Genomic DNA, 13,038 nt, shown 5'->3' on the forward strand with positions numbered 1-13,038 from the left:
GTTTGCCCAGCTCCGTCACGGTGTCCTACTGTGTGCCTGGTTAGGCTTACCTAACCTGAATGAGAGGGGATGCCGTGACGGAGCGGCAGGCGCGTCCGAAGAGGACCGTGCACACCGGCCGGGTCGAGCGCGTGGAGCAGCTCACCCCGCACATGATCCGGGTGTTCCTGGGCGGTGAGGGGTTGTCGGAGTTCGCCACCGGCGGCGCCACCGACAGCTACGTGAAGCTGCTGTTCCCGGCACCCGGACCGGGCGATCCCGAACCCTACGACCTCGACGTGATCCGGGCCGAGCGCCCCCGCTCGGAGTGGCCGGTCACCCGCACCTACACCGTGCGTTCCTGGGACGCCCGGACCCGGGAACTGGCCATCGACTTCGTCCACCACGGCGACGTCGGCCTGGCCGGGGTCTGGGCCGCCGGTGCCAAGCCCGGCGACCAGCTGCGCTTCCTCGGGCCCGGTGGCGGCTACGCCCCCGACCCCGAGGCCGACTGGCACCTGCTGGCCGGGGACGAGAGCGCCTTGCCCGCCATCGCCGCCAGCCTCGAGGGCCTCCCCGAGGGGCGTCCGGCGCACGTGTTCGTCGAGGTGGAGAACGCCGCCGAGGAACAGCCCCTGGCCGAGCGCGACAACATCCACGTGACCTGGCTGCACCGCGAGGGCGGCGCCCCGGGTTCACGGCTGGTACCGGCCGTGCGCGCGCTGGCGTTCCCGCCCGGTGACGTGCAGGCCTTCGTGCACGGCGAGGCCGACTTCGTGCGCGACCTGCGCCGCCTGCTGCGGATCGAGCTCTGCCTGCCCAAGGAGCGCCTGTCGGTCTCCGGTTACTGGCGCCTGGGCCGCGACGAGGACGGTTGGCAGGCCTCCAAGGCCGAGTGGAACCAGAGCGTGGCAGCTGAGGAGGCCGCCGCTCTGGGCACCGGACAGAACACCGATCAGAACTGACCCGCCACGACCTCCGGCCCTCAGACGTCCAGCGCCTCCAGTGCGATCAGGTAGCCCTCGTTGAAGGTCGGGAACTGCGGGATCGTGTCACGCAGGGCGCCGATCGGCAGCCCCGTGCGGATCGCGAGCGCGGCGGTGTGGATCCACTCCGAGGCCAGCGGACCGAACGCCCAGGCCCCCACCAGCACCCCGTGCTCGCGGTCGGCGACCAGCCCCAGCGCGCCGCTCGGATCGGTCTCCATGGTCCAGGGCCGGGCCAGGGCCGCGGTCAGGTCCGTCTCGGCGGTGGCCACGTCCATGCCCTGGTCCCGGGCCTGCTCCGCGGTCAGCCCCACCGCCGCGACCTCCGGGTAGGCGAACACCACCCGCGGGACGGCCGTGTAGTCGGCGACCTGGCCGTTGCCGAGGATGTTGGCGCTGATCACCCGCCCCTGGTACTTGGCCACGTGCGTGAACATCGCGCGAGCGGTGACGTCCCCGGCCGCCCACAGGCCGGGGGCGACCCGGCAGTGCTCGTCCACCGGCAGCGCCTTGCCGTCCAGCTCGACTCCGAGCTCGGTGAGGCCCAGCTGGTCGCCCCGGGGCTCGCGGCCGGTGGCCAGGACCAGCACCTCGGTTCGGACCCGTTCACCCCCGGAGAGGATCGCGGCGACCCCCTCGCCCTGCCGGGCCACCGAGGTGACCTGGCTTTCCAGGTGCACGGTGATGCCGTCCCGGTCGAACTGCTCGCCGATCAGCTCGCACAGCCGGGGGTCCTCGCGGTCCAGCAGCCGGGGGCCGCGCTGGACGATGGTGACCCGGCTGCCCATCCGCGCCAGGAACTGGCCGAGCTCGACCCCGACCGCGCTGCCCCCGACCACCAGCGCGCTTTCGGGGATCTCGGTGAGGGTGGTCGCCTCGCGGTTGGTCCACAGCACGTCGGGACCCAGATCGTCCAGGCCGTCGATCGGCGGCACCAGCACCCCGGCACCGGTGGCCACCACCACGTGTTCGGCGGTGTGCTCGGTGTCGCCGACCGCCACCCGCCAGGGGTCGCGACCCACGATCCGGGCCTCACCCCGCAGCACCAGAGCGCCGCGTTCCCGATATCCCTCGACCTGCTTCGCGTCATCGAGGTGGCGGATCATCTGATCCCGGTAGGCGCGCAGGGCGGGCCAGTCCAGCGCGGGGTCGTCCACCCCTGCGGCGCCGACCGCCTCGGCGCGCACCTCGGGCGGGCGCAGCAGCACCTTCGTGGGGATGCAAGCCCAGTAGCCGCACTCCCCACCGATGAGTTCGCGTTCGACCACCGCCACCCGCCTACCCGCGGAGAGCAGGCGGTCGGTAACCGTCTCACCGCCCGGCCCCATCCCGATGACGATCGCGTCCAGGTGTTCCATGTGCCTCGCTCCGCCCGTGGTCCGGTGGCTGCCCTCCCTGATGGTGTCCCGCCGGGCGGAGCTCGGGAAGCCCCGACACGCGTAGTCGTTCATCAGGTCCGTCAGGGCCCGTGCCGCCAGATCCGGGCGGGGATCCCGCTGATCGGGTCGCGCCCGCGCAGGACCTGGATCCGCCACGGCTCCAGGCGCAGGACCACGAGGCGGGTTCCCGTGGCGAGCCCCTCCGTGCCCGGAGGCCCCGGTCCAGGCAGGCGGCAGACTGGACGGCACGGGTCAGGGGCTGGGCACCGAGGCGCCCGGCCGCGCACCCGTGGGAGGCCTCACACCGCCGACGCACCGTAAGGGCGGTGGTCAAGGACGGTTTCGTGTTCTAATTCTCGGTTGGCACTCGGTCCGAACCGGAAGGAACGCCGCTCCCGGCGCACAGGTATGTCCACGCTCGACATTCTTCTCATCCTCGACCTCATGGGGATCTTCGCGTTCGCCCTGGACGGGTCGCTGACCGCGATCCGTACCGCCCGGGTGGACATCGTGGGAGTGATGGCGCTGGGGACGGTGACCGCCATCGGCGGCGGCATCATCCGCGACGTCCTCCTCGGCGAGACCCCGGCGACCTTCCAGGACTGGCGGTACCTGGTGACCGCGCTGGCCGGGTGCACGCTGGCGTTCTTCCTCAGCCGCCAGCTCACCCACCTGAGCAAACCCATCCTGGTGTTCGATGCCGCCGGGCTGAGCCTGTTCGTGGTGATCGGTGCGACCAAGGCGCTGGAGTTCGGATTCGGGCCACTCCAGGCGGTGATCCTGGGCGTCATCACCGGGGTGGGCGGCGGCACCATCCGGGACGTGCTGCTGAACCGGGTGCCGACGGTGCTCAGCGCCAACTCCCACCTGTACGCCGTTCCGGCGATGATCGGGGCGGGGTTCGTGGTGCTCGTGGACCTGACCGGCTTCGGCCCGGGCTGGATCGCGGTGGTCGGCGCGCTGCTGTGCTTCACCATCCGAATCCTGGCCCTGGTCTACCGCTGGAACGCTCCGAACCCGCCCGGCGCCCCGCCGCTGTAGGCACAGGTGGACGCCGTCCGGTTACGGCTGTACGAGGAGCTGCCAGACGTGGCCGTCAAGGTCCGCGCACAGCGCCGTGTACCCCCAGGGCTTGTGCTCGGGTTCGGCCGGCACCGCTCCCCCGGCCCGCCGGACGCTCTCGACCAGCGCGTCGACCTCGGCTTCGGTGGTCAGGGACATCCCCAGCAGGCACTCGCTGGTCCCGGGTGCGGCGAGTTCACGGCCCTCGCCGAGAACCCAGCCGAACCCGCCCCTGGGGACCAGCACCAGCAGGGCGCCTTCTCCCGTACGGAACATGAGCGGTTCGGGCACCCCGTCCTCGGCGGGTTCACCGACCAGCTCGAACCCGAAGGCGTCCCGGTAGAAGGCCATCGCCCTCACCCGGTCGTCGATCGGCAGGGCGACGGAAAAACTGGTGGCGGTCGCGGACATGGATGCTCCGTTCGTCGGTGTGTACGGCAAGCTCACCTGTATCGACCTCAGGCGCCTGAGGAACTCATCGCGTGGCGGGCGCCAGTTCCTCAGGCCGCGGGCGGCAGTGCGGCGCGGGGTGGCCCGCGGCGCCCCTGCCCCGACGTACCGTGTGGCACGGCAAGGCCACACAGAACAAAGCCTGGCACAGAGTCGTGCTGAACGTTCTTCAGCGGACCCGACTTTGCGTTGATGACCAGTAGGGGCAGAGTGGGGACATGAGCACCACAACCGCGCCCGCCGTGCCCACGTCAGCCGACGTCAGCGCCGCAGCCGAGCGCATCGCCCCGTACGCCCGCCGGACCCCGGTGATCCGCGCCGAGCTGGGCGGACGCCCCCTCACCCTGAAGCTGGAACACCTCCAGCGCACGGGCTCGTTCAAGCTGCGCGGTGCCCTCAACGCCCTGCTCGGCGGTGAGCCAGCCGACCGCGTGATCACCGCCTCCGGCGGAAACCACGGCTTGGGCGTGGCCACCGCGGCGCGCATGCTGGGTGTGCACGCCACGGTGTACGTACCCGAGACGGTGCCCGCCGCCAAGGCGGAGCTGTTGGCCGCCACCGGCGCGGAGATCGTCCGAGTCGGCGAGCGGTACGCGGTGGCCGCCGAGGCCGCGTTGGCCCGCGCGGAGTCCGACGGGGTCCGCTACCTGCACGCCTACGACGACGCCCTCGTGGTTGCCGGTCAGGGCACCATCGGTCTGGAGATCGACGCCGACGCCCCTGAGTGCGATTCGATCGTGGTCGCGGTGGGCGGTGGCGGACTGGCCGCGGGGGTGCGCCTGGGCGCCGAGGGCCGCCGGGTGGTCGCGGTCGAGCCCGAGGGCTGCCAGAGCATGCACGCGGCGATGGCCGCCGGTCACCCGGTGCAGACCCCGGTGGACTCGGTCGCTTCCTCCGCGCTGGGCGCCTCCGTCCTGGGCCAGGTGCCCTTCGAGGTGCTGCGCGCCAATCCGGTCACGACCGCGCTGGTCAGCGACGCGGAGATCATCAGCGCGCAGACCCTTCTTTGGGAGGAGTTCCGGATCGCCGCCGAACCCGCCGCCGCGGTGCCCTTCGCCGCATGGCTGGCCGGGCGCGTTCCCGGCGACCACCCCTGCCTGGTCGTGTGCGGGGCCAACGCCAGCTGGCGTTTGGCGGGCTGAGGGAAGCCGACCCCGCAGGCCTGGTGCGGGAGCTGTACAGCCGAGTGCGGGGCCGCCCCCCGTTGGGTGGCGCGGTCCCGCGTTGAACTCCCGTTTCTCCCGGTACGTGACGTAGCGCACTCTGTGTGCGCCAAGCCATTATTACCGGCCAGTCACCATTACATTGAGGTCGGCTCCGTCCGACAACACAAGGGAGAAGCACGTGCTCTACGGTGCGTTGCGGCAGACCGCGTCGGTCCTCGCCAGGACCCTGTGCCGCCCGACCATCGAGGGCCGTGAGAACGTCCCCGCCACCGGACCGGTCCTGCTCGCCAGCAACCACCTGTCCTTCGTGGACAGCGTCGTGATCCCCCTGTCGGTCACCCAGCGCCCGGTGCGTTTCCTCGCCAAGTCCGACTACTTCGAGGGCCCCGGCCTCAAGGGCAGGTTCACCAAGACCGTGTTCAGCTCCCTGGGCGCCATGCCGGTCCGGCGCGGCAACGCCCGCGACGCCATGGTGTCACTGGAGATGATGCTGGACCGGCTCAACGACGGCGAGGCCTGCGTGGTCTACCCCGAGGGCACCCGCTCACGCGACGGCCGCCTCTACCGTGGCCGCACCGGCGTGGCACATCTGGCCCTGGAGTCCAAGGCACCGATCGTGCCGGTCGCGGTCTCCGGCACCCAGCAGGTCCAGCCCATCGGCGCGAACCTGCCGCGCCCGCACCCCTTCACTGTGCGCTTCGGCGAGCCGATGGACTTCTCCATCGGCTTCGACAGCATGGCTCCGGGCAAGGCCCGTCGGGTGATCACCGACGAGGTCATGGACGCCATCCACGCGCTGTCCGGCCAGGAGCGCGCCAACGAGTACAACAGCTTCGGCGGCGACGAGTAGGAGGCGCGGTCGACGCGGTCGACCAGGAGGCGGTCCCCGTCGACAAGGCGGGGGCCGGGGTCGGTACCGGGGCTGCGGCGCGATCCGCCCGTTCCCCGCGCCCGGGGGCGGGGAACGGGCGGATCGCGCCGCTCAGGGACACGGCCGGCCAGGGGAGCTTCCCGGCGGGTGCGGCCCTTGCCGGGGCCGCGGTCCCGGCGGTGGTCAGAACCGGTCGGGGTGCAGGCCCTCGGCGATGCTCTCGACCGCGCTGATGTTGCCGAGGGTGCCGGGGAACAGGTTGGAGGCGGGTACCGCGACCAGGCGGTCCTCGGACACCGCGGCCACGTCGGGGAAGGTCTCGGCCAGGTAGGCGCGGGTGGCCTCCTCGTGGTCGTCGTCGTTGACCGAGAAGACGATGGCCTCGGGGTCGCGCGAGGTGACCTCCTCGGGGGTGATGGTGGCGGCGAAGAAGTCGCTGAACGCGGCCTCGTCCGGGTCGAAGACGTTGTCGCCTCCGGCGCGGGCGATGATGTCGTACTCGATCCCCCCGCCGATGGCCATCAGGGTCGTGCCCTCCACGTAGAGCTGCGCGACGCTGGGGGCATCGGCCCCGTCGATCGCCTCCTCCACGGCGGTGAGGCGGGACTGACCCTCCTCGGTCATCTCGCCCGCCCGCTCGGGGAGGGCGAAGATCGTGCCGAGGTTCTCGATGTCGGTGAACAGGTCGTCGACCGTGCCCTGGCTCCTGCGGTCCGGGCAGCCGCCGGTGGCCACGTAGGCGTCGGCGCCGACCTCGGCCAGCTGCTCGACGCTGGCGAAGCCCTGCTCGGTGGTGAACTCGTAGGTGGTGGGCGAGTAGACGAAGTCGGGTTCGGCCTCCAGGAGCACCTCGCGGGTGGGCGGCGCGCTGTCGCTGAGTTCGGGGACGTCGGCGACCTCGGCCTGGATCTGCTCGGGGAGCGGGTGGGTGTCGGTCTGCGCCTGGCCGACGAGGCTGTCGGTCAGTCCGAGTTCGACCAGGAGTTCGGTCTGTGAGGGGCTCAGGCCCACCAGGCGGGTGGGGGCGGCCTCCAGGACCAGGTCCTCACCGCAGTTCTCGACGGTGACCGGGTAGCCCTCGGCCGCGGCCGTGTCGGGCTCGTCGGGGGTCGACACGCCCGTCCCGCAGGCGCTCAGGCCGAACGCGGTGAGTCCGGCCAGGGAGATCGCGGCGGTGCGGAGCCGGTTCGGAGTGCGGGCGACGGTCATGAGTGGTGTCCCTTCAGGATGACGGCGGCGGTGGCGGGCTCGTCCCGGACCACGCCGTTGAGGAGGATGTGCGAGCGTTCCCGCTCGGGGTTGCGGATGATGGCGGCCTCCACGCGGAAACGCTCTCGCAGGACCTCGGTGGTGAGGACCTCGTCGGGGGTGCCGGTCCGGTCGATGCGGCCGTCGGCGACCAGGGCGACGCGGTCGCAGTGGCCCAGGGCCAGGTCGAGGTCGTGCAGGGCGATGAGGGTGGTCAGCCCCGTCTCACGGATGAGGTCCATGAGTTCGAGGCGGTGCGCGATGTCCAGGTGGTTGGTCGGCTCGTCCAGCACCAGGACCCGGGCCTGCTGGGTGATCGCGCGGGCCAGCAGGACGCGTTGTCGCTCCCCGCCGGACAGTTCGCCGACCTGCCGGTGCGCGAGGTCGCCCACACCGACGCGGTCCATGGCCCGGGCGGCGATACGACGGTCCTGCGCGGTGTCCAGTGAGAAGCCGCGGTGGTGCGGGGTGCGCCCCAGGAGCACGGCCTGGGAGACGGTCATGCCGAACTCGTCGTTGGTCTCCTGGGCGACGACGGCGACTCGGCGGGCGGTTTCCCGGGGGCTCAGCCGCCACACGTCGTCGCCGTCGAGCAGGATCCTGCCGGCGCTGGGGCGCAGGACGCGGTAGACGGCGCGCAGCAGGGTGGACTTGCCGCTGCCGTTGGTGCCCAGCAGTCCGAGCACGGTGCCCGAGGGCACCTCCAGGGACACCCCGGCCACGATGGTGCGCTGTCCCCGGGCCACGGAGACGTCGTCGAAGGAGACTCTCATCGGTCCATCCCGGCTTTGGAGGCGCCGTCGCGGCGCATGATCCACAGGAAGAAGGGGGCGCCGACCACGGCGGTGAGGATCCCGATGGGGATCTCGGTGGGCGCGGCGACCGTGCGGGCCAGCAGGTCGGCGCCGGCCAGGAAGAACGCCCCGCCGAGCACGCTCACCGGCAGCATGATCCGGTGGTCGCTGCCGACGGTGATCCGGGCGATGTGGGGGATGATCAGCCCGACGAAGCCGATGCTGCCGCTGACCGAGACGACCGCGCCGACCAGCAGGGCCGAGACCAGCAGCAGGACGGTGCGCAGCCGGTCGACCTGGATGCCCAGGGCCGTGGCGGCCTCGTCGCCGATCAGGACCGCGTTGATGCCGCGGATGTTGAAGGCCACGACCACCAGGGCGAACAGCAGCGCCAGCGCGGGCACCAGCAGTGATCCCATGGTGGCGGCGGAGACCGACCCCAGGAGGAAGAACATGACGCTGAAGACGTTCTGCGCCTCAGTGGTCAGGGTCAGGTAGCTGGTCACCGCGCTGAACAGGGAGCCGAGGGCGACCCCGGCCAGGATCAGCCGCTGGGGCGCGATGCGCCCGTTCTTGCGGGCCAGGAGGTAGACGGCCGCGGTCGCCACGGCGGCCCCGACGAAGGCCGCCGAGGACAGGGAGAGCCCGCCGACCGCTCCCCCGGCGCCGACGACGACCAGGACGGCGCCGACCCCGGCTCCGGAGGAGACGCCCAGGACGTAGGGCTCGGCGAGCGGGTTGTGTACCACGGCCTGCATGAGCCCGCCGGCCAGGGCGAGGCAGGCCCCGGTGATCGCGGCGAGCAGGACGCGCGGCAGCCGGAACCGCCAGACCGCCTGGTCCTGGAGGGCGGTGTAGGTGCCGTCGGTCATCCAGGGCATGCCCGGGACCAGGTGCCCGAGGACCAGTTTGGCGGCGTCCAGGGTTCCGACGTGGACCGATCCGGTGCCCACGGAGACCAAGATCACCAGGAGCAGGCCGAGGGTGAGGGCGATGACGACGAGGGTGTTGGAACGCGCTCTGCGCCGTCGTGGGGGTTCGGTCCGTTCGGCGGCGGGGGCGCGTTGAGCACTGACGCTCATGCTGTGGGTTCTTCCTGACCAGAGGGATGACAATGAAAATTATTATCATTTCTGGATCATGAGTGCGAACCGGGGCCCGCCGGACACGGCCCCGAGGACTCAACCCCGGTGCCGAATCGCCGACACCCCGGGGACGGCGCGCTCGCCGACCAGGGGCGAGCCCGCCAGTGCCCGGACCAGATCATCGTGGGTGAAGACCTTCCGGCCGCCCTCGTAGAGGACCTCGTGAACGACACGGCCCCCGGACAGCACCTGGCAACAGGTCGCATACCCGCCCTCCCGACTTCCGGGCAGGTGGACGGCACGGTATTGGCGGGAGCCCAGAGCGGTGAGGGGCGGCTCTCGCCTGTCCGGGGTCTCGGACGGGGCGCGCCCCAACCAGGCGAACAGCTTCCCTCTCTCCCGCTCCCCCAGGTGTCCGAGCACGTGTGCGCAGACGAATCCCTCCCTGGGACAACTCCTCTCCCTCCCTGGGACAACTCCTCGGGGACTCCCCCGGCAACAAGGACTGGCACCCGGGAGGCCGGGGCCGGGGAGTCGAAGACGCGTGTGGTCAGGATCGAGCGCATGACCAGGTCCGGTTCCATCGCCACGATGCGGGCGGAGGACTCCGAGGCGATCACCCGGGTCCCGATGCCGGCTCCCGCACCCACTTCCACGATCGTCCCGCCCGGAGGCAGCAACCCGAGAAGTCGGGCGACGCTGGGGCCCAACAGCTCCCGGGCAGAGGTCACGAAGAGGTCGTGGAACTCGGCTATCCGGCCGTACTCGTGGGACATGTCGATTCCTCGGCAGTCGGGACGAAGGGGCTTCGGGCCAGGCCCGCGCAGACCAGGCCCGCCAGCGCGGCGCAGACGAGGGGTGCCGCGGCGGCCGCGGCGAGGGAGTACTGGTCCACAAGCAGAGCGCGGACCAGGAGCGCTCCAGCGCCCGGGTAGCCCAGCAGTGCCTCCACCACCGGCGCGGCCGCCACCGCCCCGGCCAGAGCCACCCCGGCCGCGCGGGCCAGGGCCCGCACCGGGGCCGGGCGGGGATTCTCGTCCGCCACCAGCAGCGCGCAGAGCACGGTCGCGGGCAGGGCCAGGGCCGCCAGGGCCAGCAGCGCCGTGCGCATCCCCGGGGCGCCCCCACCGGGAATGATCCCCGCGAGGAGTGCCGCCGAGCCCGAGGAGAGCGCGGCCACGCACAGGGCCGCCCCCGGGGCCCCGATCACGGCGAGCGGCATCATCTCGCGACCCGAAGCGCGCAGCCGGCGGGCCAGGGCGAGCACCGACGGCAGAGCGACCGTCAGGCAGACCGCGACCAGGAGCGCGGTGTCCCGCAACGCACCCCAGAGAGGGAGGCTGAAAACGGTTATCATAACCATGACGGCGATCCTAGCCCTTGGGGCCGCCGCGCCGACGGCCAATGCGCACCGCGTTCCGGTGCCGAATCGCACCGACAGCGGCCGGTGCGGCAGTTCAGGATGTCCCTGGTCCGGCCGAATCGGTCGGACGAATCCGCACGAGACATCACGAACAACATCGGAGGACACATGGACAAGAAGCTGCTCCGTCGTGTGAGCACCCGTAGCCGCAGCGGCGCCCCGGTCCTGCACTCGGGCAACCACGCGGTCGCCGCCGGGCCCTTCGCCTGGGAGTAGTCCGCCACGCCCGGCCGGGTGTGGCCCTCCACGCCCGGCCGGGCCCCGAACGCGGGAAGAACCCGCAGCCCCCGACCCGCTCGGCCGCTGCCCCGGCAGCGGCGCCCTCCCACGGAAGAGGTTGCCGTGTCCCCGGCCCAGGACCGCACTCCCCCCGAAGGCCGGCCGCTCCGCCCGGCCCCGACGACCCACGTCTTCCGCACCGGTGACGATCTGGTCATCTACGCGGGCGGTGACGACTTCATCGTCCCCGACCTGGAACAGGACCAGCTGGAGGCCCTGCACGCGCTCGTCGAGGGCAGACTCCCGCCGGAGCAGTGCACGGCTTTCGAACCCGAGGTGCTGCGCTCCCTCCTGGCCGAACTCACCGAGGAGGGCGTCCTCGCAGGGCCGGAGGAGGGCCCCGACAGCCGGGGCCGGACCGTGTCCGTGCTGGGCGACAACCCCCTGGCCGAGACGGTGCGTACCCTGTTCGGTCAGGCCGGGGTGGAGGACGTGGGACCGGGCTCCGCCGACGCCGTCGTGGCCTGCACCGGGTGGCTGACCGACCGCGCCTGGTGCGACCTGGACGCGAAACTGCACGAGGCGGGCACCCCCTGGCACCGGGCATACGGCGACGGCCTCTCGTTCTTCCTGGGTCCGCTCACCCTTCCCGGGTCCAGTGCCGGATACCGCGACACCAGGCGCAGGCTGCTGGCGGCCACCGACGCCGACGACCTGCTGGCGGGGCTGTGGGCGCACTGGGACACCACCCGGAACCCCTACCCCTGGCCGGATCCCGGTGTCCTGGCCGTCACAGCCGGAACCCTGGTTGCCGACACCCTCGCCCTGTTCAGCGGTGCCCCGGTAGCCGCCACCCGGCACCAGACCCAGGTGCGCTGCTCGGACCTGTACCGGACCCACCACCCCGTGCTGCCCGTCCCGGGCGGCCCCACCTTCTCCGGGCAGGTGAACCGTTGATCCCCGCCACCACGGCCGCTGCCGCCGACGAGCGCACCACCGACCACGCCCGGCTGGTGGACCCCAGAACGGGCCTCGTCCGGAGCATCGTCGACTTCCCCATGCCCCCGCGCTTCCCGCGCGGACTGATCGCACGCGGCGCGGACGTCGCCAACTCCCTGGACCCGGCGACCTGGCACGCGGACCGGGCCGCGGTCGGATCCGCCTTCCACGACGCCGAGGCGGCCGAGCTCGCGGCGATCGGGGAGGCAGTGGAACGGTACTGCGGCAACTTCGTCCCCGAAGGGCTGCGCCGGGCCTCCTTCGCCGAGCTGCGCGCGGAGGGAACCGCCGCGGTCGACCCCCACGATCTGACCCTGTACTCGCGCCGCCAGTACGCCACCCCCGGTTTCCCGCTCGTCCCCTTCACCCGGAACCTGCCGGTGCGCTGGGTACCGGGCCACGACATGGTCGACGGAACCCCGACCCTGGTCCCGGCCTCGCTGGTGTACTGCAACTACCACTGGGGTGAGCGCAAACACACCGAGCCGCGCACCAACGGCGTGATCTACGCGGGGATCGCCGCCGGGCCGGACCGGGCCTTCGCCGAGGCCGCCGCCCTGGAGGAGCTCGTCGAACGGGACGCCACCGCCGTCTGGTGGTTGAGCGGCGCCCCCGCCACGGGGATCGACGTCTCGGGTTCGGTGGCCCTTCAGCAGGCGCTGGTGACCGCGGCGGAGGACCCCGGGGTCCGCTACCACTTCTTCGCCATCCCGACCGGGTTCGACGCGGCGGTGGTGGGCTGCCTGCTCGACGACACCGAGAACCAGATCATCGGCGCCGGGTTCGCCTGCCGCACCGACCCCGAGGCGGCCGCGCTCAAGGCGCTGTCGGAGGCGGTCGGCACCTGGTTCTACTCCACCGGCATCCTCGACCCGGACGGGAGCATCTGGGCAGCGATCCGGGCGGGCGCCCTGGACGCGCGCGCCTACAAAGCCCACCGGGCCGACCGGCGCTACCTGGACGACTTCCGCGACGACTACCGCGACGTGATCGACCTGGGCGCGCAGATGCAGTTCTACCTGGACCCGCGCGCCCGCGTGTACGCGGAACGCATGTACGCCCCGCCGCGCACCGTGCCCGTCGCGGAGCTGGGGCGGTGGGAACCGCGGGACCGGCGTGCGCACTACCTGAAGCAGGTCGCCGAGCGGGGGATGCGGGCGTACTCGGTGGACGTGACCACACCCGACGTGGCCATGGCCGGGCTGCACGTGTCCCGTGTGGTGGTGCCCGAGCTCTACACCAACGCCCCCGCCTCACTCCCCTACCTCGGCGGTACCCGCCTGTACGAGGAACCCGCCGAGCGGGGGTGGCTGCCCGCTCCCGTCAGCGAGAACGAGCTGTTCCTCGCCCCGATCCCGCACGTGTGAGGAGGTGACC

13 protein-coding genes are annotated in these 13,038 nt (G+C 72.1%); 6 read left to right on the forward strand and 7 right to left on the reverse strand.

Annotated features, from left to right (window positions below; all coding sequences use genetic code 11):
* Window positions 1–74 precede the first annotated feature (74 nt).
* Window positions 75–944, forward strand: a complete 870-nt coding sequence (locus NE857_RS17885) for a siderophore-interacting protein (RefSeq protein ID WP_254416805.1) — start codon at window positions 75–77, stop codon at window positions 942–944.
* Window positions 945–964: 20 nt separating this feature from the next.
* On the opposite strand, the gene NE857_RS17890 is transcribed toward NE857_RS17885, so the two are convergent.
* Window positions 965–2,323, reverse strand: coding sequence for a dihydrolipoyl dehydrogenase family protein (locus NE857_RS17890; RefSeq protein WP_254416806.1), 1,359 nt, complete (start codon window positions 2,321–2,323; stop codon window positions 965–967).
* A 429-nt stretch (window positions 2,324–2,752) separates the two neighbouring features.
* Here NE857_RS17890 and NE857_RS17895 point away from each other — a divergent pair, with 429 nt between their 5' ends.
* Complete coding sequence (locus tag NE857_RS17895) at window positions 2,753–3,385, forward strand: trimeric intracellular cation channel family protein (RefSeq protein WP_017580468.1); 633 nt, start codon at window positions 2,753–2,755, stop codon at window positions 3,383–3,385.
* A gap of 21 nt (window positions 3,386–3,406) precedes the next feature.
* Here NE857_RS17895 and NE857_RS17900 read toward each other — a convergent pair whose 3' ends face one another.
* Window positions 3,407–3,817 (reverse strand): VOC family protein, encoded by a 411-nt coding sequence (locus NE857_RS17900; protein ID WP_254416807.1) that lies wholly within the window; start codon window positions 3,815–3,817, stop codon window positions 3,407–3,409.
* A 257-nt stretch (window positions 3,818–4,074) separates the two neighbouring features.
* Here NE857_RS17900 and NE857_RS17905 point away from each other — a divergent pair, with 257 nt between their 5' ends.
* Both NE857_RS17905 and NE857_RS17910 read left to right on the forward strand, forming a co-directional pair.
* On the forward strand, window positions 4,075–4,998 hold the full coding sequence (locus tag NE857_RS17905) for a threonine/serine dehydratase (protein ID WP_254416808.1): 924 nt from the start codon (window positions 4,075–4,077) through the stop codon (window positions 4,996–4,998).
* Between the two features lie 202 nt (window positions 4,999–5,200).
* Complete coding sequence (locus NE857_RS17910) at window positions 5,201–5,872, forward strand: lysophospholipid acyltransferase family protein (protein ID WP_254416809.1); 672 nt, start codon at window positions 5,201–5,203, stop codon at window positions 5,870–5,872.
* Between the two features lie 204 nt (window positions 5,873–6,076).
* On the opposite strand, the gene NE857_RS17915 is transcribed toward NE857_RS17910, so the two are convergent.
* The 5 genes from NE857_RS17915 to NE857_RS17935 form a co-directional block, all read right to left on the reverse strand.
* Window positions 6,077–7,102 carry an ABC transporter substrate-binding protein gene (locus NE857_RS17915; protein ID WP_254416810.1) on the reverse strand — a complete coding sequence of 342 codons (1,026 nt, stop codon included), beginning with the start codon at window positions 7,100–7,102 and terminating at the stop codon, window positions 6,077–6,079.
* Entirely contained in the window at window positions 7,099–7,914 is an 816-nt protein-coding gene (locus tag NE857_RS17920; RefSeq protein WP_254416811.1) for an ABC transporter ATP-binding protein, read from the reverse strand. The genes NE857_RS17915 and NE857_RS17920 overlap by 4 nt, the downstream gene beginning before the upstream one ends.
* The gene (locus tag NE857_RS17925) at window positions 7,911–9,017 is read right to left on the reverse strand and encodes a FecCD family ABC transporter permease (protein ID WP_254416812.1); all 1,107 of its coding nucleotides are present in this window, start codon (window positions 9,015–9,017) and stop codon (window positions 7,911–7,913) included. Before NE857_RS17925 ends, NE857_RS17920 begins: the two co-directional genes overlap by 4 nt.
* Window positions 9,018–9,116: 99 nt before the next feature.
* The gene (locus NE857_RS17930; RefSeq protein WP_254416813.1) at window positions 9,117–9,443 is read right to left on the reverse strand and encodes a glycosyltransferase family 29 protein; all 327 of its coding nucleotides are present in this window, start codon (window positions 9,441–9,443) and stop codon (window positions 9,117–9,119) included.
* Window positions 9,444–9,771: 328 nt separating this feature from the next.
* A complete protein-coding gene (locus NE857_RS17935) occupies window positions 9,772–10,383 on the reverse strand; it encodes a hypothetical protein (protein WP_254416814.1) in 612 nt (203 codons plus the stop codon).
* Window positions 10,384–10,785: 402 nt separating this feature from the next.
* Between NE857_RS17935 and NE857_RS17940 the strand changes: the two genes are divergently transcribed.
* Complete coding sequence (locus NE857_RS17940) at window positions 10,786–11,619, forward strand: hypothetical protein (RefSeq protein WP_254416815.1); 834 nt, start codon at window positions 10,786–10,788, stop codon at window positions 11,617–11,619.
* Window positions 11,616–13,028, forward strand: a complete 1,413-nt coding sequence (locus NE857_RS17945) for a YcaO-like family protein (RefSeq protein ID WP_254416816.1) — start codon at window positions 11,616–11,618, stop codon at window positions 13,026–13,028. The genes NE857_RS17940 and NE857_RS17945 overlap by 4 nt, the downstream gene beginning before the upstream one ends.
* The last annotated feature ends 10 nt before the right edge of the window (window positions 13,029–13,038 follow it).

It is taken from the genome of Nocardiopsis exhalans, from assembly GCF_024134545.1.
Lineage (GTDB): Bacteria > Actinomycetota > Actinomycetes > Streptosporangiales > Streptosporangiaceae > Nocardiopsis > Nocardiopsis exhalans.

Coding starts and splice junctions, on each gene's coding strand:
- NE857_RS17890 (WP_254416806.1), bottom strand. CDS start 2,323: ATGGAACACCTGGACGCGATCGTCATCGGGATGGGGCCGGGCGGTGAG.
- NE857_RS17895 (WP_017580468.1), top strand. CDS start 2,753: ATGTCCACGCTCGACATTCTTCTCATCCTCGACCTCATGGGGATCTTC.
- NE857_RS17900 (WP_254416807.1), bottom strand. CDS start 3,817: ATGTCCGCGACCGCCACCAGTTTTTCCGTCGCCCTGCCGATCGACGAC.
- NE857_RS17905 (WP_254416808.1), top strand. CDS start 4,075: ATGAGCACCACAACCGCGCCCGCCGTGCCCACGTCAGCCGACGTCAGC.
- NE857_RS17915 (WP_254416810.1), bottom strand. CDS start 7,102: ATGACCGTCGCCCGCACTCCGAACCGGCTCCGCACCGCCGCGATCTCC.
- NE857_RS17920 (WP_254416811.1), bottom strand. CDS start 7,914: ATGAGAGTCTCCTTCGACGACGTCTCCGTGGCCCGGGGACAGCGCACC.
- NE857_RS17925 (WP_254416812.1), bottom strand. CDS start 9,017: ATGAGCGTCAGTGCTCAACGCGCCCCCGCCGCCGAACGGACCGAACCC.
- NE857_RS17935 (WP_254416814.1), bottom strand. CDS start 10,383: ATGGTTATGATAACCGTTTTCAGCCTCCCTCTCTGGGGTGCGTTGCGG.